The sequence below is a fragment of the Streptomyces sp. CA-249302 genome (assembly GCF_050936785.1).
Classification (GTDB): Bacteria; Actinomycetota; Actinomycetes; order Streptomycetales; family Streptomycetaceae; genus Streptomyces.
The window spans coordinates 6,393,590-6,415,835 of the sequence record NZ_JBNJMG010000001.1 but is presented as its reverse complement, the minus strand read 5'-3'; the positions used below and the strand labels follow the sequence as shown (position 1 = coordinate 6,415,835).

Genomic DNA, 22,246 nt, shown 5'->3' with positions numbered 1-22,246 from the left:
AGGCGGTTGGTTCAGTCCCCTACGCTCCGCCACGCCTCCGGAATCGCCTGCGCGACGTCGTGCGCGCCGGCCGGAGCGCCGTCCGCGGCGAACCTTCCGGCGAGCCCGTGCAGGTACGCGCCCACGCTGCCCGCGTCCAGGGCCGACAGCCCGGCCGCGAGCAGGGACCCGGTGAGCCCCGACAGCACGTCCCCGCTGCCCGCGGTGGCGAGCCAGGGCGTGCCGGTCGCGTTGACGCGCACGGCGCCGCCGGCCGGGTCGACGACGAGCGTGGTCGAGCCCTTGAGCAGGACGGTCGCCCGGTACCGGGAGGCGAGTTCGCGCGCGGAGGCCAGCCGGGCCGCTTCGACCCGCTCCCTCGACACCCCCAGCAACGCGGCGGCCTCGCCGGCGTGCGGAGTCATCAAGGTCGGCGCGCTACGACGTCGTACCGCATCCCGCTCCGCGAGCCGCAGCCCGTCCGCGTCGATCAGCACGGGCACGTCGGCGTCCAGCACCTCGGCGACGGTCCCGGCGTCGTCCCCGGCCCCCGGCCCGACGACCCAGGCCTGCACGCGTCCGGCCTTCGCGGGCCCCTGATCCGACACGAGCGTCTCGGGAAACCGCTCGACGACGGCGTTCCCGGCGGGCCCGACATACCGAACGGCCCCCGCGCCGCCCCTGAGCGCCCCGGCGACGGCGAGCACAGCGGCCCCCGGATACCGGGCGGACCCGGCCGCGATCCCGACGACGCCCCGCCGGTACTTGTCACTCTCGGCACCGGGCGAGGGCAGCAGCGCAGCCACGTCCACATGCTGGAGCGCCTCCACCTCGGGCTCTTCGGGCAGTACGACGCCCAGCCCGATGTCGACGAACCGCACCGACCCGGCGTACTCCCGCGCGGGGTCGATGAGCAGCCCCGGCTTATGAGTCCCGAAGGTGACGGTGAGGTCGGCGCGGACGGCGACGCCGTGCACCTCCCCGGAGTCGGCGTCGACGCCACTGGGCAGATCGACGGCGACGACGGGCACGCGGGACTCGGCGACGACGGCAGCCAACTCGGCTGCACGGGGCCGGAGTCCACCCTTGCCGCCGATTCCCACGATGCCGTCGAGGATGAGGTCGGCACGGAAGACGGCCTCTTCGGCGGGGGTGATGCCGGTGGAGGAGGCGAGGGTGGGGGTGGGGGCGGAGGGGGTGCGGCCGGCGCCGGCTGGGGAGCCGTTGGAGGGGGTACGGGCGCTGGGTCGGGCGGGGTCGGAAGGGATCGGGTCGCTGCGCGGGGCGGGGTCGGTCGCGGCGCCGGACGGGGTGCTGCCGCCGGACGGGACGGGGGCGTGCGCAGGGGCGTGGTTGTTGGGTGGGGCGGGGTCGTGGGCGGGGTCGGTCGCGGCGTCGGCGCCGGTGCCTGCACCCGCGTGGGGGCCGGCCGTGGCGTCCAGGACCCGGCCTCCGGCCCGGCGCAACGCCGCCAGGCCCGCGGCGTGCACTCGCTCGGGTGCCAGGAGCAGCGCGGTGACTCCGGCGCCGCGTCGGGCGAGGCGGGCGCCGGCGTACAGGGCGTCGCCTCCGTTGTCGCCGCTCCCGACCAGCAGCACGACCCGGCTGCCGTAGACCCGTCCGAGCAGATCCGCGCAGGCGGCGGCCAGCCCGGCGGCGGCCCGCTGCATCAACGCCCCGTCCGGAAGCCGTGCCATGAGCTCGCGCTCGGCGGCCCTTACCGTCTCAACGCCGTAGGCAGTACGCATGCGACCGAGTCTGCCCTCAGCCTTCGGCGATCACCACCGCCGAGGCCACCCCGGCGTCATGGCTGAGCGACACGTGCCACGCCCGCACACCGAGCTCGGCGGCCCGCGCGGCCACGGTCCCCTTGACCCGCAACCGGGGCTGCCCACTGTCCTCGACGTACACCTCGGCATCGGTCCACTGCAGCCCGGCCGGCGCCCCGAGCGCCTTGGCCAGGGCCTCCTTGGCGGCGAACCGCGCGGCGAGCGAGGCGATCCCGCGCCGCTCCCCGCTCGCCAGCAGCAACTCCCGCTCGACGAAAAGCCGTTCCGCCATCCCCGGCGTCCGCTTCAGCGACGCCTCGAACCGCCCGATCTCGGCCACGTCGATACCGACGCCGATGATGCTCATCCGGGCACTCTACGATCCGCCTGGGGCCCCGCGGCCCGCCTCCCCGACGACCGGATCGGACTTGCGCGCCGCGGTGACGGCCCGGTCCAGGAAGCGGGTGAGCAGATCCGCGTCGGGGCACAGGTCGAGAGCCCGGAGAACGTGGTTGTCGACGACGACATCGCGCCTGTCCAGGACACGCAGCACCGCCATGGCCCACGCCGAGAGATACCCCGCGGCAAAGCCGGCGGCCCAGCGCTCGACATGCTCTGGATCTCTTGAGTACACCTGAGTCAGGTCCTCAAGGCGAAGAACCCCCTGCCGTCTGAGGTCGTGCAGCCCTGACAAGTAACCCTGAGCCGCTTCGTCCACCTCGTCCGGGAAAATGCCCAGCGCGAGGCAGGCGGCAGCGAACCGGAGGAGGTTGAACAACTCCGGCGAGTCGTCCTGCTGCCCCTCTTGCTGAGCGGCCAGCACTCAGGCCTCTCCAGAACCGGCACCCGGAAGCCCCGGGTCCTCGGCGAACAGGTCCTCGGCCGTCGCGGCCGTCAGGGAACGGTCGAACCAGGCAGTGAGGATGTCGAGATCGGTGCACGAGGTGACACGCTCCCGCGTGTACTCGGGGACGGCGATGCCGCGCTTCTCCAACGCACGGAGGATCATCGAGGCGCATTCTTCGGCCTTGCCCTCCAGGTAGGCCGTCTCACGGACCGTCCCCCGACCGGGGAAGTAGCTGACGAAGGTCGACATGATTGCCTTCCATTTCTCTCCGGCTGGAGTCTTGCCCAGGGTGACTTCGAGGAAGTCGAATATGGCGTCGCCGTCGCGGCTACGGGCGTGTGCCAGGGCGGAGAGCACTGCCAGCGGGAGGTTCTTCGCCGCGGTCCGGGCGTCGGTGATCACCGGCAGGTTGTCCGGCCCGGCAACCAGCGGATATGTCCGCAGAGCCGTCCAGCCGCGCGTGCCGCAGTCGAAGGGACCGGCCGCCCACTTGGCAGTGGCCCTGTCCTGACAGACGACGAGAAGCAGTACGGGCAGCTTGTACTTCGCCTGGAGGTACCCGATGTAATACGCCCAACTCCACTCTTTGCCTTCAACCTTGCCCGACTGCGCCTCGACAGCGAGCAGAAAGCTCTCGCCGTCGGACGGGCCGATGCGCAGCACCGTGTCCACGCGACGTTCCAGCGGCCGGGCCTCCCGTCACGTCCGTGGTGACGGCGTCCACGGTCGCCTTCGCGGCGAACGGAACGCCCAGCACCCCGAACACGGGAGCCAGGATCTCGGGCCGCTCCTGAAAGATGCGGTGCATGCCCTCGTGAGCTGATGTGACCATGTGCGAAACCTAGGTTGATCAAAGGATGGTTTGTCCGGGCGATCGGGATGCGTTCACCCTTTCGAGCGGCGGGGAAACGTTCACGCCGCCGACGCCAGCTCGAACCACACGTACTTGCCCCGATTCCCGTGCCGGGACAACGGCTGCCAGCCCCACACATCGGCACAGGCCCGCACCAGAGCCAGCCCCCGCCCTTCCTCCGCATCAGCGAGCCGCCCCAACTCCCCTGGCGGCTCGGGCGGTTCGGGATCGGCGTCCCAGGCCCCGATGCGCAGCACGCCGACCGACCAGCGAACGCGCAGGGCAGCGGGGCCCTCGGTGTGGCGTACGGCGTTGGAAACCAGCTCGGTCGCGAGCAGCTCGGCGACATCGACCAGGCGGATGAGGCCGTGCATGGTGAGGATCAGACGGAGGGTGCGGCGGCTGATGGGGACGGCTCGCGGGTCGTTGGGGATGTGAAGGCTGTACTCCCAGGGTTTGGCATCACTTTCGGGCATGCGACAACTCCGTTCCAGAGGTGGGAGGTTGGGCGCGGTGGCAGTGCCGCGGCCGTCGCGGCAGGACGGGGCGGTGCGCTTCCGCATCGTTCGCTTTATGTTACAGACGGTAGACCTTTGTTTTATGACCCAGCAACCCAATCCCGTAAACTGCCCCTGAACGAGTCGCTCTGGCAGGCGCGTTGGACGAGGAGCACCGATGGGAACCAGGCGCGAGCCAACCGCACGGCAGAAGCGTCTGGCTGTCGAACTACGAAGACTCCGCGAGGCGGCAGGCTTCAGCGCCCGCGAGGCCGCAACGATGCTCGGCGTCAACTCCGTGCAGATCAGCCAGATCGAGTCCGGCATCTCGGGGGTCAGCGAAGAGCGACTGCGCCGACTCGCCTCCCACTACGACTGCACGGACCAGGAGTTCGTCGACGCCTTGGCGGCGATGGCCACCGACCGGACGCGCGGCTGGTGGGAGGAGTATCGCTGGCTGTTGCCCACGCCATTCCTGGATCTCGCCGAACTGGAGCACCACGCGACGTTCCAGAACGAGGTGGCGATCCTGTTCGTGCCGGGCCTGCTGCAGACCGAGGACTATGCCCGCGCCCTCTTCTCCGGCAGGGTGCCCGAACTCACCGGCGAAGAGCTTGAGTTGCGCGTACGGCACCGAATGCGGCGCCAGGAGGCCACCGTCCCGTACGACGCGGTGATCCACGAGGCAGCGCTGCGCATCAGGGTCAGCGACCGCGCCGCTTCACAGGCCCAACTCACACGCCTCGTCGAGTTTTCCGAAGCGGATCACGTCACCCTGCGTGTCATCCCCTTCGACCTGAACGGCTTCTCAAGAGCCTCCAGCACCATGACATACGTGGGCGGCCCTCTGCCCAAGTTGGACACAGTCCTCCGTGACGCGCCTCATGGCTCGGTCTTCATCGACTCCGAGGCTCAGCTCAACGCCTGTCGAACGCGCTTCCGTAAAGTGGAGGCTGTATCACTCGACCCCGAACGATCTCGCGACTTCATCCACAAGTTGGCGAAGGAGCTGTGAGGCACCCCATGAGCACCCCGCACAACTGGCGGAAGTCGTCCTACTCCGGCGAGGGCGACGGCAATGCCTGCGTGGAGATAGCCAACTCCCCCACCCACGTTGCCGTCCGTGACACAAAGGCCCCGGCCAGAGCAGTACTCACCTTCCCAAGCCGAACCTTCGCCGCCTTCGCCGAAGCCCTGACTCACTCCACCGTGACCGACTTCGCAAGGTTGCGCGACTGATCCAGCTCGTTACCCCATGCCGTCACCAACCAAGGATCGTCTCGGCCGCCTGAGAGAACCCCACTCGCCTGAGCACCAAGGTTCCCCTCGTACTCTCAGCCACCTGTCGATGCGGTTCAGCGACGCTTGGCCCGCTTCCTGACCCGGTCGATCAGCTTGGCGTCGAAGTACTCGAACCGCTCACGGTCGGGATCCACCGCGTCGAGAATTATCCGAGCCATGGACGCGCGGCCGGTCGCGTAGTCCTGGTAAAGCGTCCGGATGCCCTCGCGAGCCGCGATCTGGCAGTCGATCTCGGGCGCGCCCGCCTCGACCTCGGTCCAGTGGGATTCACCTCCGATGCACGAGATCAGCTCATCGAGCAGTCGGACACGCACCGCTACGGATGTCCCCTCGCCCAGCGCCGCCACGATCATGGACGTCACCGGCACCGCAACCTCGAAGAGGAGGGACTGAACGTAAACGTGTCCCTCCAGGGACGCGGCTGCCATCTCCTGCGGCGTCCCGGCCGAGAGCAGAGCGGCGAATGTGCGCGCCCGTCCTGCCGCATCCACAGCGCAGGGAAGCCCAGCCCACACGCTCGGCCTGGATCAACGACGGCCTGACGGTCATGCCACGCCTCCGGGTTCGTCGGTTAGTTCGACGAGCGCATGACAGCCATTCACCGCCTCGGCGCTCCCCACCATCGCCCGTGGTGATGGCGGACGCGGTTCCAATCCTCGGAAGGGGCGTCGTCAGGCACCGGCACAAGCATCGACTCCGCTGCATCGCGCACGCGTTCCACCTGAGTCGTCGTGAGACGTCGGCAGTTCCACAGCAACCCCGCCATTTCAGCAGCGAGTTCATCGCCTGGCCGCGGCACGTCCCGGAGTTCCACCCCCGTGATGGTGGCGAGCACTCCCACCGGGATGCCGAGAGCAGTTGCGAAGCCTGCCACCAAATCCGGGGTCAACGGAACCCGACCTCTTCCGATGCCGCTGATCGTGGCGGCGGACCTGTACACGCGTCCTTCGGTCAGCAGAGCCAGGATCTTGGCCGCCGCAGTCACCGAGTGCAGATTCCGGTTGGCGCACAGCAGGTTGGCGAGCATCGCGCCGAAACCCGCCGCGTGTTGGTCGTAGGACAGCGGACTGGCGCACGGGTGTTCCTCGCGTTCCGGTGGCTGTTCATCGACGAGCCGTTGGACGTTGGCTCTCTGATGCGACGGCAGTGCCATTGAGACCTGGACAAGCTGCACGACCTCGGCCCCGGCGGCCGGGTCCCGGGGTGTGAGCGGTTCCGGCGCCGGGGCGTCGGCGATCACGTGGAGATCGGCGGCATGCAAGCCGAGCGCGGAGGCAAGAGCGTCGAGCTGAAAAGCCCGTGGGGGCGTGCCCGATACCACTGCCCGGAGTTCGGTCTCCGGAACACCGGACGTCGAGAACAGCCACGCGACATCCTTCCGTCGGTGATTCAAAAGCCGGGCCAGAAGCTCGCCGAATCCCGGATGACCCGTCACGGCGTCACCTGGACCGACACTCTGCAGTTGCTCTGCGAGTACCCGGATCCTTCGGGTCCACGGACTCCTCCGGCATCAGCTGGTCCACAAGTGCCTCCATCGTTCCGTCCAGCGTGGCCGCACGATCGTGTCCTCGTCGATCACCCCGAGGCACCTCCACGGAGTCCGAACCTCGGCCGTCTCCGTGCCGTCAGTCGGCAAGGTCTTCACACAACTCGAACTGCCCCGAGTCCTTGAAGGCGTGCAGCCGCTCCTCGTCCGTTTCGATCACCCGCAGGACGTAGTACGCGCAGTCGGTGGCACCGCGCGAGATGCCCGACCACAGGTCCCGGTACAGCAACCAAAGCCCCTGGCGCGCGATCTCCTGGCACGCCTGCGCCGAGTCCTCGTCGTCGGTGTCGACCAGTCGGCCGAGCAGGTCCAGGCAGACGAGCCTGGCCCCGTCGGAAAGGTCACCGGCCAGAGCCGCCATGAGCACGGAGGTGACGGGGACCGCCGGCTCCTGCGGAAACGACTGGATCAACGCGTGATCGTCGATGTGCAGCGCCCGTGCCTCGTGACTGGACTGCGCCGCAGCCAGCCGCAGCAGGTCGTCGGCCAGATGTGCGGCCGCCTTCCCGCATCCACACTCAAGCGCCGACCAGTCGTGCCGGCCGATCTCCACATCAATCAGACGCACTCCGCTCTTCACCAACTCGGATCCTCCGGGTCCACGGACTCCTCCAGCATGAACTGGTCCACGACCGTGTCCATCGTGTCCTCATCCAGCATCGGTGCCGCCCAGCCCAAAGCACTCATATGCCGCAGGAAATCGTCCGGAAGCCGAATGTGGTGCTTGGCCAGGTAGTAAGGGAGAGTGCTCGGCCAAACCCACACGCCATCGGTTCGGATCGAATACTGACAGACCCGGGTGATGTCCGGATCGAGCAGATCATCGACCCAGGACCCCGTGGCGACGAGAGGCTCACCGGCCTCCAGGTAGAGAAGGATCGCGTGCTCGTCGGACACCGCGGTAGAGCTTTTCAGAGCCAGGATCTCCTCAGCCTTTTCATAGAATCCCACACGCCTCAACACCAACCGTTCCCTTCTCGCGCTCACTCGCCGCCCACGCCAGGACCACCCGGCTGGAAGGTCAACCACCTGCCCCCCGTGTACACCCTCTTCTCCAGAAGTGCTCCGGGCTTGCCGACGGTCATTCTCCCGTTCGTCCACACCCACAGATAACCGTTCGGCGCCATGACTTCGACGCCAAGCTTGTTGGCCAGGTCCTGAGCGAAGCTTCCCGTGGGAGCACCGGTCTGACACGAGCAAAGCCGGATGGGACCGCCCGTGTAGTCCGGGTCGTGCGCCAGCATTTGAGCGAAGATCCGGTGATCCACCAAACTCGCGCCACCGGTCTCCGCGTCTTCCATGCTGGGAGACACGCCATTGGGTGAACCGTGAATCCACACGTCGTGGTATCCAGGCACCTTCTTGGTCTTGGGAACCATCTTGTTCAGCTTGTCTTCCGGCGCGAAGAACTTCGACTCCTGCTTCGGCGCCCCCTTCGCACCCAATTCCGCCGTGCCCGACGCACCGGTCTCCGGCTTACTCGGCTCGGCCGACACTGCCTCGGCTTCTTCGGAACGCGCCTGCGCGTTCGCCCGCTTAATAGCCACGAGGTCAGCCATGTCGGCCGCCGCCTCGTCGACCGCCTTCGCCCCCGCCCCGGCAGCCGCCGCCGCGTCCCCCTCGGCGGCCCGCACGCCGGCGCCTTCGAGGGAGCCCGCCACGTCGCCCTCGACGCCGCCTTCCACGGCACCGCCGACGCCGCCACCCCCGGCGCCGCCGGAGTAGATACCGCCGGCCGCGTCGCAGGATTCCTGGTGACCGGAGCTGCCGGACAGCCAGAACGTGCAGTTGGCGAAGTCGTACGGCGCCATGAGGACCGCGTCCAGCACCGCCGTGAAGCCGTGCGGGTCGATCTTCTCGTTGGGGTTGGCGTGCGGCAGTTCCTGTGCCGCCGGGACGGTGGACGACGGAGAACTGCTGCTACCGCTCGACGTACCTGTGGGAGCAGGCGCGGGGGACGGGGACGGCGTCGGCGAGTTGCAGTCGATCACGCACGGGTTCTGATCGGGGTAGTTGTACCAGTCGTCGAACCCCGTCGGATCCGACCCGCTCGCCGGATTGTCCGCCGCGTACGTGTACCCGCCCATCTGGTTCGGATCGCCCGCCTGGAACAGCGGGTCGGGGGTGAGGAATCGGCCCAGGGTCGCGTCGTAGTTCCGCGCCCCCAGCAGGTCCAGCCCCGTCACCGAGTCCGCCGGCTTCCCCAGGAACCCGTGGTTCTCGTCCGCCGACCCCCACGTCGACGGCTTCGCGCCCCGCGGGTTCCCGTACGGGTCGTAGTACCGGCGGGTTACGGCGAGATCGTCCGCGGCGACCGAAGTCGTCGCCGTACCTTGGGCGTTGGCGACCTGGTAGAACACATCCCCCGAGCTCGACCGCGTCACCCGCGTCCCGTCCGGCCCCGAGTAGTACCGCAGCGCCGTGCACGTCTTCGCCGTCACGTCCAGCGTCAACTGCTCGGCTCCGCCGAAGAGATACAGCACCCGCGTCTTGTCCGTGCCGCCCACCGACGCCGTCTGTTCCAGCAGGTTGCCGTCGGCGTCGTACAGGTACTTGCTGGTGCGAGCCGTCGTACCGGAGGGGGTGGAGACACTCGCCGTGCGGCCCTCCGCGTCGTACGTGAGCGTCTGTGTCTGGCCGACCGGCAGCGCGCCCGCCGTGATCGTCGACCAGGTCTGTCCCTTGCCGCCGCAGGTCGTGGCCGTCAGCTGGGTGCCCTTGGTGGCGCTGGCGCTCGGGTCGGTCAGGCACAGGGTGCTCTTGGCCGCGTTGACGAGCGTGCCGGTCGAGGTGACGCGCCACTTCTGGGTGGCGTCGGTGGAGCAGGTGTCGGCCACCACGCCGGTGCCGGACGTGGTCGCGTTGCCCGCGGTGTCCAGACAGAAGCCGCCCGCCTTGACCGTGCCGTCGGTGCCGATCGCCCACTTCTGGGCGGCGGAGGACGAACTACAGGCATTCACCTCGACCTTGGCGCCCGACCCGGTCTCCTCGACGCACAGCTTGCCGCCGCCGGAGAGGGTGAAGGCGGTCGCGACCGGGCCTGTCGTCTTCGTCGCGCGGCTCAGCGTGTTGCCCGCGTTCTTGCCGGCCGTGTCCGTGTACGACGGGGTCTGCGTCGCCGTACCCGTGCCCGGGTTGCTGATCGTCGTCGCGCCCGCCTGATCGGGGTGCGAGATGGACGCCGTACCGTCCGTGCCCGGGTACGACGTCGACTGCGTCGTGTCGGCCGCCGCGTTGCCGGTCGGGTCGTGGTCGACGAGACCCGTGCGGTCGCCGAGCAGGTCGTAGGTGTACGTCTGCCAGTACGGCGCCGGGCCGCCGACCGTCTTCGTCTTCACCGGGGCGGCGCTGGTCTGCACGGACGCCGTGGTGCAGCCGCCGACCGCGCCCACCGGCGCGGTGCCGGAGCCGGTGATGCCCGCGGTGTCCGTCCAGGCGGCGGTCAGCCGCTGGAAGGAGTCGTAGGCGAAGCACTGCGTGTCGTGGGTGGTGTTGTCCTGGAGGTCGTCGGTGGCGGTCAGCTCACCCGCTTGGTTGTAGCGGTAGTTGACGATGTCCAGGGCGGTGGTCGACGTCTGCGTCATGCTGCTGGTCTGCGTGGTGCGGCCGGTCGTCGCGTCATACTGCGCGAAGGTCGCCAACTCCTTGCCCGTCGGCCCGTAGTTGGCCTGGAGCACCCGGCCGAAGGGGTCGTGGACCGTGCCGTCCAGGTAGGAGGGCGTGTTGGCGGCGTTGATGTAGCCGCCGAAGCCGTCCAGGGCGCCCTGGAGCGTGTAGCCGTAGCCGACGCGCTCGGTGGGGAGGCCGCCGTCTGCCTGGTACTCGGTGGTCGCGAGCAGGCCGGTGTTCGGGGTGTAGGTCGAGGACAGGGTGTAGGTGACCGTGCCGCTGTCGGTGCCCGCCTTGCCCGGGAAGCCGTCGGCGGCGGGGATCGTCAGCGTCGAACCCAGCGGCTGGTAGGCCGTGTTGTAGCCGGTGACGGCCTCGGTGTACGCGCTGCCGTTCGCGCCGCCGACGTAACGCGTCGAGGAGGTCGGGTAGCCCTTGGCGAGGGTGTCGTACACCTTCGCGAACTGCTGCTTGGCCGGGTCGGGCGTGGCCGACCAGGGGGCCGCGTACTCGGCGGTGACGCGGTTGTCCCAGTCGTAGGTGTAGGAGAGGACCTGGCCGCGCGGGTCGGTGGTCTGGAGGAGGTTGCCGAGGACGTCGTACTTGTCGAAGGTCGTGGTGCCGGTGTTGGGGTCGGTCTGGGAGGTCTTCTCGCCGAGCAGGTCGTACTTGTACGACCAGGTGTTTCCGGCGCTGTCGGCGACCGAGTCCAGTTGCCCGGCGGGCGTGTACGTGTAGCGGGTGGTGGCGTCGGCGGCCGGGACCGCGCCCGCGGTGCCCTGCTTCCACAACGCCGTACTTCCGTCGCTGCCGACGACGGCGAGCGTCGAGTCGTTGCCCACCCGCAAGGTCGCACCGGTGGTCGCGGTCAGGCCGGTCGTCCACTTGGAGGTGCCGGCGGCGGTGTACACGGCGAGGTTGCCGTCGGTGCCGAACTGGGCGTAGGCGCCCGCGTTTCCGCTCGTGCCGCTGGACCAGAGGGTCTTGCCGCCCGCCAGCCCGGTCAGCACCAGGTTGCCGTCGGCCTGCATGGTCAGGCGCACACTGGCGGAGGCCAGCGAGGTGCCGGACGGGATGATGCTGCCGCCCTTGAGGGTGACCGTGGCGCCGGTGTTCTTCACCACCGACTTCACGGTCTGGCCGAGTGCGTTGGTGTACGCGGCGGTCGAGGAGCCGCCGGCCGGCGGGGTGGAGTCGGTCTCGTCGGCGCCGGGGTAGGCGGTGGAGGTGCTCCACTGCTTGACGGCCTGGTGCCACAGGGTGCTCGTGGTGGCGCGGCCCTGGCCGTCGTACGTGGTGGTGGTCTCGGCGGGGATCTCGTTCTCGTTGGCCGCGTAGAGGGTGGCCGAGGGGGCGTGGTCCGGCTCCGAGTACGCGGCGTACGAGGCGCTGGGCCAGCCGTGGGAGTCGTAGAACGAGTCGGAGATGATCCGGCCGGAGTCCGAGTCACCGTCGGCGGTCGTCTGGACCTGGCGGGGCTGGAGCATCCCGTCGTAGATGCTGATCGAGGTCGAGTACGTGCCGTCCTCGCGCAGGGTGCGCGTGGTGACCGAGGACGGGTCGCCGGGCTGCGTGATCGTGCCGCCGGGGGCCGGCACCGCGCCGGGGTTCACCGCGTAGGCGAACGTCATGTCCGCGCTCTGCGTCGCCTTGTCGCGGCCGGGCAGCCAGACGGCGGTACGGCGGCCGAGCGCGTCGTAAGTGATGTCGGTGACGCGGTTGTTGACGTCGACGTTCTCCAACGGCAGGCCGCGCAGCGGGTCGAGCGTGGAGGTGACCTTCCAGGTCCCGTGCTGGACGGACGTGATCCTGGTCGGGTTGGTGTTGCCGCCCGAACTCGACCACTTGGGCGAGTAGTCGGTGTGCGTGAGGTTGCCCACGGCGTCGAGCGCGTCGGTGACGCGGCCGGCGGTGTCGTAGGAAATACCGCTGGTGGTACGCCAGTTCTCGGTGCCGTCGGCGGCGAAGCCGGCGCCGGTCTGGGTACCGGTGACGCGCGGGTGGGTGACCGTGCCGTAGGTGCCGAGGGCGGTGACGGAGCCGTCACCGTCGTAGTAGATCTTCTTGTCGGAGAGCAGGGTGTCGGTGCCGGGCTTGGTGCCGCAGGGGCCGGAGACCGTGGTGACGCGGTCCGGGTAGGCGAGCAGCATGGTGTTGCCGGCGGAGGACGACGGGGTCGCGTAGTCGGTCGTGGCGCACTTCTCCTGCGCGGCCACCGAGACGTCCCCGTGCGAGTCGACCGACTGGACGCGGCCCTGGTCGTCGTAGGCGGTGTCGCTGCGGGTGTGCCGCCAACTGCCGTCCGCCAGCAGGGAGTAGCCGTTGGTCTGGGCGGACTTGATCCGGCGCGCCGTGAGGTCGGGCAGGGTGGCCGCGGACGGCTTGGTCTCGCCCGGGTTGTCCTCCTGGGTCCAGGCCGTCCAGGAGGTGCGGTCCTTGTGCGCGGTGGTGGTGAAGTCGAAGGGGCCGTTGACGGTGGAGGCGTTCACCTTGCCGCCGGACGCGGTGTAGGTGTCCGACTGCAGTGCCGTGCCCGCGAGTTGGTCGGCGTCGGTGACCGTCTCGACGGTCTTGCCGCCGACGGTGGCGTCCACGCTGACCGAGCGGCGGGAGCCGTCGGCCCTGTAGTCGCCGTCCATGCCCTGGAGGTAGGTGGTCGTCTGCTGGGTGACCGGCTCGGGCGCCTTGCCGGTGCGCACGGTGACGTTGCGGAAGCCGCGGAACTGGTCCCAGGTGCGGTACTGGTCGTCGGTCAGGTCGGAGTCGTCCCGGTGCCAGGCGGCGCCCGAGTAGGCGTAGGTGAAGACGTGCGCCTCGGAGCCGGCCGGGATCTTGGAGGCGTCCGGGTTGTACTGGGCGGCGACGGTCAGGTCGGCGGCGGTGACGCTGTGGACGGTGGTCTTGTTGAACCAGTCAGCGATCGGCTTGGAGGCGCCGGGCACCGTCCAGTACACGGGATAGCAGGAGTTGGTGTTGGAGTCGGCCGACTTGATGTCGAGCGACTTGCCCGCGCACGGGTTCTGGTCGTACTCGACGGTGATCGACTCGCCGGTCTCCGTCTGCACGTTGGAGATCCGCGGCCGGTACAGCGGCGGCGCGGACGGCGAGTCGTCGTCGACCCGGTTGTCGATCTCGGTACCGGTGAAGGAGACCTGGTTGAGGGCGATGTCCTTGTCGCCGCCCGCGTAGGTGTCGTGGCCGGTGTGCCGGATGGACTGGAGCCACATCACGGCCTGGAGCGAGCCGGCGTCCTTCGGGTCGACGGTGGTGCCGGTGACCGGGTCGACCGAGCCGCCCGCGTCGGAGTACACCTGCCCGAGGTCGTAGGAGTCGACCGGGACCAGCTTGTCGGTGTCACCGTCCTTGACGTGCACCTTCGTCGTGATGGTGTCCAGCCGGGTGGTGGACCAGAAGGTCGGCGCCGAGGTGACGCAGACGTCGGTCGGCACCTTGGTCGCGTCGTCCGGCAGCTTGACCTTGTCGGTCGAGTCGCAGTGCAGATCCCAGGGGACGTCAGGCCAGTGCGGGGCGGTGTTGTCGTCGAGATTGCCCGCCGAGCAGTCGGTGAAGGAGGACGTCGTCTGGCAGCGCTGCTTCGACGCGAAATCGACCTGCGCGGACGGGGTGCGGCCCGCCTGCTCGTCGTCGAGCGTGTAGCCGTACGAGATCGAGGTGAGCGTGCCGCCGCGGGTGTACGAGGTGAGGGTGCCCGTGTCGTCCTTGTCGTCGGTGGCCGCGGCCGTGCCACCGCCGAGGTCGTAGTACCCGGTCTCGGTCGCGTAGTCGTAGCGCTGCACGAAACCGCTCGGCGAGACGACGAAGTCCAGGTTCCAGCGCCAGCCCTCGGGCTTGTCGCAGCGGGACTTCCTGCCGTCGGCGTCGCTGTGGCACGGGTCGGAGGAGCGCGGGTGCAGCACCGGGACGCCCCACGCGGAGTGCGTGGAGTCGTCGGAGTCACCGGAGACCGAGCCCTTGGTGCCGGGGCCGGACGGCGCGTGGTCGGCGCCGAAGTAGGCGGCGCTGCCGTCGGTGGTCAGGACCCGGAAGTAGGTGCCGTCGTACAGGCCGTTGGCGGCTCCGGACATCTCCTGCACGACCGTGCCGTCGTCGCCCTGGAGCTTGAACTCCCTTATCTCTCCCGGGAGTCCGGAGGACGTGGTCGGCACCAGCACACCGGAGTGCGAGCCGAAGGAGACGGTCGCGTTGGCGCCGCCCCAGCACTGGTCGCCCGAGCCCTTGACGATCTTCTTGCCGTCGGAGTCGAGGAGCGAGCCGCAGGAGCGGTACTGCCGCTCCACGAAGCCCGGCTGGTAGCTCCAGCCGTCACCGATCCAGGACGCCTGCGAGTTACGGGCCGAGGTCTCGCCGTCCACCGACTGCGAGTCGTACGACAGCGCCACCGAGGGGCCGGTGTCCCCGACGCCCGCCGGCATCTCGATCGGGTACGAGTAGGTGTAAGCACCGGTGCCGGTGGCCTGCCAACTCCCCTCCGGAGTCAGCGAGGTGGCCGAGTAGTCGCCCTGCGAGCCTCGGCTCCCGGAGGTCACGGCGATCGCCGAACCCGCGGTGGTCGTGGCGGTGAGCTGGTTGGCGGTGGCTCGGTTGACGGTCTTCAGGGGCGTGCGGGTACGGCAGTCGGCGCGCTCCGGCGTCGTCAGGGCGCAGGCGGGAAGGCGGGTGAGGGTGAGACGGGAGCCGTAACCGCCGCCGTAGGCCTTGGCGACGGAGGAGTAGTCGACGACGACCTGGACCTTGCCGGTACGGGATCCGGTCATCCCGACCAGGAGACCGGTGTCGGCGCCCGCCTTCAACGCCTGTGTGCGGGAGGCAAGTTGGACGCGCACCTTGGAGGCCTTGCCCGACGAGGCCAGCCAGACCGGCAGCGAACCCGCCTTCACCGGCTTGCGGTTGACGTCGACCGTGCGTGAACCGGCGTGCGGCCAGGCGGGTTCGGCCGCCGTGTAGCGGGTCAGGGGACGGTAGCCACGGGGGCGAAGGGTCTGCGGGCGGCTCAGGTCGTGATCGCCCACCGCCGGGGTCTCCGGTAGCGGCTTCGGCTTCCAGATGTCGCCGTGGAACACGTACGGCCCGACACCGTTCTGCGCGACGGCACCGGTCACCAGCAGCGCCATCGCCGCGAGCAGGGCGGAGACAAGCGTCAGCGTTCTTCGCACACCCACGTGAGATGTACCCCCGTATGAAACGGACTTGGCTGTCCGTTGACTGAAAGGTCACGTGGTCGGCGTGATCCAGCTTCGGAGGCTAGGAAGGTCGTTGAACGAACCTCAAGACTCTTTGCCAATGCCATGACAACTCAGTGATTGCTTTTGGCATTTCCTGTGTACGTTCTGTGCCGGGGGAGCGAACATCACCGCCGTTTGCCATTGCTGAACGCACTGACCGACGTCCAGCAGGCTCTTCGGGCGGCGGATGGTCGCAGATCTCGTGTCTGCCCTGTCCGTCGTGCGAAGGAGTTGTTCCGTGCTGCCGTCATCCGCCCGCAGACCGGCGGTGTTTTCCGCGCTCGCCGCGCTGCTGCTGACCGCACTCGCCGTGCCGGCCGGCGCGGCCGCCGCCGACGAACCCGCCGACACCGCGGACCCGTTGCTCGCCGCCCAGGCGAAGGCGGTCGGCGACGGTACGGCCGTCCCGGTCGACGCGCTGACCAGCGAGACCGACACCGTGACCGCGGAGGCGGACGGCTCCTTCACCACGACCTCGTCGGTGCTGCCGGTGCGGGTGCGGCAGGACGGCGACTGGGTGCCGGTGGACGGCACGCTGGTCGCGGGCACCGACGGAACGTACTCCCCCAGGGCCACCCCCAGCGGCGTCCGCCTGTCCGGCGGCGGCAGCGGGCCGCTGGCCACGCTGACCGACCCGGCCGGGCACAGCATGAGCCTGACCATGCCGTTCGCACTCCCGAAGCCGCAGGTCAGCGGGGACACGGCGCTCTACGCCGCCGTACTGCCCGGCGTCGACCTGTCGGTGACGGTGACCGACCAGGGCGGCTTCAGCGATGTGCTGATCGTGCACGACGCGAAGGCCGCGGCCGACCCGCGGGTGCGGAAGCTGGCGGTGGCCACCGACACCGACGGCCTTGATCTGGCGGCCACTTCGGCGGGCGGCATGACGGCCGAGGGACCCGACGGCTCGGTGTCGTACACGAGTCCCCCGCCGTTGATGTGGGATTCGAGTACGGCGGCCACGGCAGCGGGTGTCAGGCCCGCCGCGTTCGTGCACGCGGCCTCCGACACGGCACCGGCGGACACGTCCTCCTCCGCGGCCGGCCCCGGCCCCGGCGCCCAGGTCGACCAGGTCCCGATGACCACCACCCCCGGCGCCATCACCCTCGCGCCCGACACCTCGGTGCTCGACGACCCCGGCACGCGCTACCCGGTCTACATCGACCCCTTCGAGAACCCGGTGCCCAGCAAGTCCGGCGCCTTCGACGAGGTGTACTCCAGCTCGACCTGTGACGACGCCCCGCAGTACAACAAGCCGCAGACCAACGGCGAAGGCGTCGGCTACCAGCAGTGGGGCGGCGCCTGCGGGGTCGGCCTGGAGCGGTCGTACTACGCGGTCAACACGACCGGCCTCGACCCGTCCATGCAGGTCATCAAGGCCGAGGTGAAGGTCAGCACGACATACGCGGCCAGCCTCGACTGCTCCCACGACCAGCCGATCACCCTGCACACCACCGGCACCATCAACGAGAACACCGACTGGAACCACCAGCCGGACACCCTCGACGACAACGGCTACCCGGCCGTGAAGACCACCGTCCCGAGCGGGGCGAACGGCAACGGCAACTGCTCCAACAGCACGGCCTCCTTCCGCGTCGACGACCAGGTCCAGAAGATCGCCGACGGCAACAAGGGCATCTGGACGATCGGCCTGTTCGGCAACGAGTCGAAGAGCAGCTCCAACCTCGACTACCTGCGCCTGTCCCAGGTCCTCGTCCTGACCACCAACTTCGACATCCCGCCGGACGTCCCCACCAAGATCCGCACCACGCCCAAGCCGACCGGCGCGGACGGCGACTGCGTCACCGGCGGCGCGATCGGCTGGATCGGCGCGACGACGTACAGCGACGCGGGCAGCAACATCCAGCTGCACTCCACCGTCACCACGCACATCTCCGGCGAGCACGCCGAGGCGCACTACCACGTGTGGGATCGCACCGACCTGGACTCGGCCGGCGACCCGGTGGACAAGGGCAGCCCGGACAGCGGCATGGTCGCCTCCGGAGCTGACGCCGACGCGCCGATCGGCTTCACGCTCAAGGACGGGCACGAGTACGGCTGGGACGTCTACGCCCAGGACAACTCCTCGATCAAGCTGAAGTCGGCGATCAGCGACCACTGCTGGTTCGACACCGACTTCACCCCGCCGCAAACCCCGACGGTCGCCGACAACCCGCACTTCCCGCCGGTCGGCAGCGGCGCCGGCGACACCCCCGCGGGCCCCAAGGTCACCGCCGACTTCGCCGTCACCGCGGCCGACAACGCCCCGGCCGACACCTGCGACCCGGCCGGCTGCAAGGCCAGCGGCATCGACCACTTCCTCTGGCAGCTCGACAGCCAGCCCACCGCCACCACCGGCACCCCCGCCAAGGTGACGTCCACCAGCGGCACCACCGCCTCCGGCACGGTGACCATCCCGGTCACCGACTGGGGCGTGCACACCCTCTACGTCGCCGCGGTCGACCGGGCCGGCAACATCTCGCAGAACCCGTCGAGTTACACCTTCACCGCCCCCTGGGACCGGAAGACGAAGATCGCCCCGGGTGACGTGACCGGCGACGGCAGCCCCGACCTGCTCGCCACCACCAGCACCGGCGACCTGGAGTTGCTCCCCGGCGACAGCGACCCCGCCCAGACCCCCGCACCCGCGCAGAACGGCCCCGTCGACGCCGACCCGCCCGCGGTCACCGGCCCGGTCATCGTCTCCACCAGCGCCGGCGCACCCACCGGCACCTGGAAGGACTACCTGATCGCCCACCGCGGCAACCTGCACGGCGACACCCACGACGACCTGTTCGCGTACAACACCAAGAGCGATCAGCTGTACGTGGTGAAGAACGACCTCGACCCGAAGAACGACGGCGACTTCCCGCGCACGCCCTACTCGGCCTACCCTGGCTTCGTCGGCCGCCGCTACGACGTCGTCACCAAAGACGCCTGCGAGGCCACCGACACCGTCCCGGCGGACCGCTGCGCGGGCGCCGGCTACGACCCGGCGAAGGCCTGGGACATCTCCCAGCTGGTCGTCGACGGAGACGTGTACGGCAACGCCGACCACCCCGCGGTCCTCACGGTCGAGAACAACAAGCTCTGGCTGTACCAGACTTACGGCGTCAACCACCTCGGCCACCCGCTGCTGCTGGGCGACGGCGACTGGTCGGGCCTGACCCTGATCGCGCCCGGCCGGGTCGGCGGCACCTTCTCGGTCGACGGCGACGACAACGGCAAGGTCACCGGCGGCACCCCCACCCTCTGGGCCCGCGACGACTCCTCGGGCGCCGTCTACACCTTCCCGATCGACGTCGACGGCTCCACCCTGCTGCCCAAGCTGCTGCACGCCCCGGTCCACTCGCCTCTCGTCTCCGCGGTCAAGACGTCCGCGGGCGGCACGATCTGCCTGGACGACGCGGGCGCCCACACCGCCGACCACACGAAGATCCAGATCTACACCTGCAACAACGGCGCGTCCCAGCAGTGGACCCTGCACGACGACGGCTCGGTGCGCGTCCTCGGCAAGTGCCTCGACGCCACCGACGGCGGCACGGACAACGGCACGCTGCTCCAGCTCTACCGCTGCAACGGCGGCGGCTCCCAGAAATGGACCACCGGCAGCTCCGGCAGCCTGGTCAACCCGCAGTCCGGCAAGTGCGTGGACAACCCCGGCGCCAGCACGACGAACGGCACCCAGGTCCGCCTCTACACCTGCAACAACTCCGCCGCCCAGAACTGGACGAGCGGCGCCACCGCCGGCTGGAGCGCCCACCCCGCCACGGGCCTCTCCGTCGTCCTGCGCAAGCGCGACTACCCCACGGTCGCCTCCCCCGGCGACGTCAACAGCGCCACCGGCGGGCCCGACGGCAGGCCCGACCTGTACGCCACCGACACCAGCGGCCAGTTGACCGAGTTCCCGGGCGCCGCCCCGTCCGGCACCACCGCCGCCTTCGCCGACCCCGTCTCACTGGGCACGGTGACCGACACGGCCACGCACCGCTGGAACCTCGCCGAGAGCTCCGGCACCACCGCGGCCGACCCGACCGGCAACGCCCCCGCCACCCTCACCGGCAACGCCGCCTTCGCCACCGACCCCGACCGCGGCTCCGCCCTGAACCTCAACGGCAGCACCGCCTACGCCGCCACCGGTGGCCCCGGCGTGAACACCGCGGCCGGCTTCACCGTCTCGGCGTGGGTCAAGCTCAACGCCCTCGCCGGCACCAACTCGACGTTCGTCTCCCAGTCGGACGACCCGACCGTCGGCGCGGCCAACGGCTTCCAGCTCTACTACTCCTCCGGCGCCGGTGTCTGGGCCTTCGGCCGCCACAACGACGACACCACCAGCACGGCCTTCACCGCGGCCTACGGCGCCAAGGCGGTGGCGGGCAAGTGGACCCACCTGGTCGGCGTCTACGACCCCGACGCCGACCAGCTGCTCCTGTATGTGAACGGCCACCTGTCCGCCACGAAGGCCTACGCCGGCACGGCCTGGAACGCGGCGGGCCCCGTCCAGTTCGGCCGCCGCCTCTTCCAGGGCACGTACGGCGAATACGCCAACGGCCGGCTGAGCGACGTCCGCCTCTACCCGACGGCCCTGCCACCGGCGGACGCCACGGCGATCGGCGGCAGCGCGGCGGTGACCCAGCTCAACTAGGTCCCGAACCGGGCTGCAACCGGGCTACTCCACCGTCACCGACTTCGCGAGGTTGCGCGGTTGGTCCACCTCGTTGCCCCGGGCGGTCGCCAGCTCGCAGGCGAAGACCTGCAAGGGAACGGTCGCCACCAGCGGCTGCAACAAGGTGGGCGTGGCGGGGATGCGGATGAGGTGGTCGGCGTAAGGCACGACCGCCTCGTCCCCCTCCTCCGCGATCACGATCGTCCGCGCACCCCGGGCCCGGATCTCCTGGATGTTGGACACGATCTTGTCGTGCAGGACGGACCGCCCCCGGGGCGAGGGCACGACCACCACCACCGGCAGATCGGGCTCGATGAGCGCGATCGGCCCGTGCTTCAACTCCCCCGCCGCGAACCCCTCGGCGTGCATATAGGCGAGCTCCTTGAGCTTCAACGCCCCCTCCAACGCGACCGGATAGCCCACGTGCCGCCCCAGGAACAGCACCGTGTTCTTGTCGGCCAGTGAGCGCGCCAGCTCCCGTACCGGCTCCATGGTCTCCAGCACCCGCTCGACCTCGCCGGAGATCTGCGACAGGTCCCGGATGACGGCGGAGATCTCGTCGCCCCACTTGGTGCCCCGCACCTGACCGAGATACAGGGCCACCAGGTAGCAGGCGACGAGCTGCGTCAGGAAGGCCTTGGTCGAGGCGACCGCCACCTCCGGACCGGCGTGCGTGTACAGCACGGCGTCCGACTCCCGCGGGATGGTCGACCCGTTGGTGTTGCAGATCGCGAGAACCTTCGAGCCCTGTTCCCTCGCGTGCCGCAGCGCCATCAGCGTGTCCATGGTCTCGCCGGACTGCGAGATGGCGATGACGAGGGACCGCGAGCCGAGGATGGGGTCCCGGTACCGGAACTCGCTCGCCAGCTCCACCTCGCACGGGATCCGCGTCCAGTGCTCGATGGCGTACTTGGCGATCAGCCCGGCATGGAAGGCCGTACCGCATGCCACGACGACGACCTTGTCGACCTCCCGCAGCTCCCCCGCAGGGATCCGCACCTCGTCCAGCGTCAGCGAGCCGCCCGCGTCGATACGGCCGAGCAGGGTATCGGCGACCGCCTTGGGCTGCTCGGCGATCTCCTTGAGCATGAAGTAGTCATAGCCCCCCTTTTCCGCCGCGGACGCGTCCCAGTCCACGTGGTACGAGCGCACCTCGGCCGGGCTGCCGTCGAAGCCCGTCACCGTCACCCCGTCGCGCCGCAGCTCGACGACCTGGTCCTGCCCCAGCTCGACCGCCGACCGCGTGTGGGCGATGAACGCGGCGACGTCCGAGGCGAGGAAGGCCTCACCCTCCCCAACGCCCACCACCAGCGGCGAGTTCCGCCGCGCCCCCACCACGACGTCCGGTTCGTCGGCATGCACCGCGACCAGCGTGAACGCCCCTTCCAGCCGCCGGCACACCAGCCGCATCGCCTCGGCGAGATCCGCACACGCCGAGAACTCCTCGGCGAGCAGATGCGCGACCACCTCGGTGTCGGTCTCCGATTCGAGCTCGTGCCCGCGCTCCGCCAGCTCGGCCCGCAGCAGGGCGAAGTTCTCGATGATCCCGTTGTGGACGACGGCCACCCGCCCCGCGTTGTCGAGGTGCGGATGCGCGTTCGCGTCCGTCGGCCCGCCGTGCGTGGCCCACCGCGTGTGCCCGATCCCCGTACTCCCGGCCGGCAGCGGCCGTTCCATCAGCTCCTTCTCCAGGTTCAGCAGCTTCCCGGCCTTCTTCGCACCGGCCAGCCCACCGTCCGCCAGCACCGCCACACCGGCCGAGTCGTACCCCCGGTACTCCAGTCGCCTCAGTCCGGCCATCACGACATCGAGCGCCGACTGCGACCCCACGTATCCCACGATTCCGCACATGAGCGGCAGAGTACGGGCCGACCGCCGTCGAAATGAGCCTCAGCGTGCCCGAAATCGGAAATTCCCACGGCCATACGAAGCCTC

The 22,246-nt window shown here is 69.7% G+C and carries 14 protein-coding genes; 3 read left to right on the top strand and 11 right to left on the bottom strand.

The annotated features are described in order from the left end of the window. Window positions 1-11 precede the first annotated feature (11 nt). The 5 genes from ACQEWB_RS29025 to ACQEWB_RS29005 all read right to left on the bottom strand — a co-directional run bounded on the left by ACQEWB_RS29025 (window position 12) and on the right by ACQEWB_RS29005 (window position 3,924). A complete protein-coding gene (locus ACQEWB_RS29025; RefSeq protein WP_432836031.1) occupies window positions 12-1,727 on the bottom strand; it encodes an NAD(P)H-hydrate dehydratase in 1,716 nt (571 codons plus the stop codon). Window positions 1,728-1,743: 16 nt separating this feature from the next. Next, window positions 1,744-2,115: a holo-ACP synthase gene (locus tag ACQEWB_RS29020; RefSeq protein WP_432836029.1), complete on the bottom strand. Its 372-nt coding sequence runs from the start codon at window positions 2,113-2,115 to the stop codon at window positions 1,744-1,746. A gap of 9 nt (window positions 2,116-2,124) precedes the next feature. Then, entirely contained in the window at window positions 2,125-2,571 is a 447-nt protein-coding gene (locus tag ACQEWB_RS29015) for a hypothetical protein (RefSeq protein WP_432836027.1), read from the bottom strand. Continuing rightward, on the bottom strand, window positions 2,572-3,267 hold the full coding sequence (locus tag ACQEWB_RS29010) for a hypothetical protein (RefSeq protein ID WP_432836025.1): 696 nt from the start codon (window positions 3,265-3,267) through the stop codon (window positions 2,572-2,574). Window positions 3,268-3,507: 240 nt separating this feature from the next. After that, complete coding sequence (locus ACQEWB_RS29005; RefSeq protein ID WP_432836023.1) at window positions 3,508-3,924, bottom strand: ATP-binding protein; 417 nt, start codon at window positions 3,922-3,924, stop codon at window positions 3,508-3,510. A 199-nt stretch (window positions 3,925-4,123) separates the two neighbouring features. Here ACQEWB_RS29005 and ACQEWB_RS29000 point away from each other — a divergent pair, with 199 nt between their 5' ends. Together ACQEWB_RS29000 and ACQEWB_RS28995 are read left to right on the top strand one after the other, a co-directional pair. Continuing rightward, window positions 4,124-4,960 (top strand): helix-turn-helix domain-containing protein, encoded by an 837-nt coding sequence (locus ACQEWB_RS29000; protein ID WP_432836020.1) that lies wholly within the window; start codon window positions 4,124-4,126, stop codon window positions 4,958-4,960. Window positions 4,961-4,968: 8 nt separating this feature from the next. Then, on the top strand, window positions 4,969-5,184 hold the full coding sequence (locus ACQEWB_RS28995; protein WP_432836018.1) for a DUF397 domain-containing protein: 216 nt from the start codon (window positions 4,969-4,971) through the stop codon (window positions 5,182-5,184). A 116-nt stretch (window positions 5,185-5,300) separates the two neighbouring features. Here ACQEWB_RS28995 and ACQEWB_RS28990 read toward each other — a convergent pair whose 3' ends face one another. The 5 genes from ACQEWB_RS28990 to ACQEWB_RS28970 form a co-directional block, all read right to left on the bottom strand. Then, window positions 5,301-5,675 (bottom strand): hypothetical protein, encoded by a 375-nt coding sequence (locus tag ACQEWB_RS28990; RefSeq protein ID WP_432836016.1) that lies wholly within the window; start codon window positions 5,673-5,675, stop codon window positions 5,301-5,303. Window positions 5,676-5,845: 170 nt separating this feature from the next. Then, entirely contained in the window at window positions 5,846-6,682 is an 837-nt protein-coding gene (locus tag ACQEWB_RS28985) for a hypothetical protein (protein ID WP_432836014.1), read from the bottom strand. A 190-nt stretch (window positions 6,683-6,872) separates the two neighbouring features. Continuing rightward, window positions 6,873-7,373, bottom strand: coding sequence for a hypothetical protein (locus ACQEWB_RS28980; protein ID WP_432836012.1), 501 nt, complete (start codon window positions 7,371-7,373; stop codon window positions 6,873-6,875). Then, the gene (locus ACQEWB_RS28975; protein WP_432836010.1) at window positions 7,370-7,744 is read right to left on the bottom strand and encodes a hypothetical protein; all 375 of its coding nucleotides are present in this window, start codon (window positions 7,742-7,744) and stop codon (window positions 7,370-7,372) included. Before ACQEWB_RS28975 ends, ACQEWB_RS28980 begins: the two co-directional genes overlap by 4 nt. Before the next feature lie 32 nt (window positions 7,745-7,776). Beyond that, window positions 7,777-15,582: a ricin-type beta-trefoil lectin domain protein gene (locus ACQEWB_RS28970; protein ID WP_432836008.1), complete on the bottom strand. Its 7,806-nt coding sequence runs from the start codon at window positions 15,580-15,582 to the stop codon at window positions 7,777-7,779. A 301-nt stretch (window positions 15,583-15,883) separates the two neighbouring features. Between ACQEWB_RS28970 and ACQEWB_RS28965 the strand changes: the two genes are divergently transcribed. Continuing rightward, complete coding sequence (locus ACQEWB_RS28965; RefSeq protein WP_432836006.1) at window positions 15,884-20,290, top strand: ricin-type beta-trefoil lectin domain protein; 4,407 nt, start codon at window positions 15,884-15,886, stop codon at window positions 20,288-20,290. A 24-nt stretch (window positions 20,291-20,314) separates the two neighbouring features. Here ACQEWB_RS28965 and glmS read toward each other — a convergent pair whose 3' ends face one another. Continuing rightward, window positions 20,315-22,162: a glutamine--fructose-6-phosphate transaminase (isomerizing) gene (gene glmS / locus ACQEWB_RS28960; protein WP_432836004.1), complete on the bottom strand. Its 1,848-nt coding sequence runs from the start codon at window positions 22,160-22,162 to the stop codon at window positions 20,315-20,317. Between the last annotated feature and the right edge of the window lie 84 nt (window positions 22,163-22,246).

Coding starts and splice junctions, on each gene's coding strand:
- ACQEWB_RS29025 (WP_432836031.1), bottom strand. CDS start 1,727: ATGCGTACTGCCTACGGCGTTGAGACGGTAAGGGCCGCCGAGCGCGAG.
- ACQEWB_RS29020 (WP_432836029.1), bottom strand. CDS start 2,115: ATGAGCATCATCGGCGTCGGTATCGACGTGGCCGAGATCGGGCGGTTC.
- ACQEWB_RS29005 (WP_432836023.1), bottom strand. CDS start 3,924: ATGCCCGAAAGTGATGCCAAACCCTGGGAGTACAGCCTTCACATCCCC.
- ACQEWB_RS29000 (WP_432836020.1), top strand. CDS start 4,124: ATGGGAACCAGGCGCGAGCCAACCGCACGGCAGAAGCGTCTGGCTGTC.
- ACQEWB_RS28995 (WP_432836018.1), top strand. CDS start 4,969: ATGAGCACCCCGCACAACTGGCGGAAGTCGTCCTACTCCGGCGAGGGC.
- ACQEWB_RS28990 (WP_432836016.1), bottom strand. CDS start 5,675: ATGGCAGCCGCGTCCCTGGAGGGACACGTTTACGTTCAGTCCCTCCTC.
- glmS (WP_432836004.1), bottom strand. CDS start 22,162: ATGTGCGGAATCGTGGGATACGTGGGGTCGCAGTCGGCGCTCGATGTC.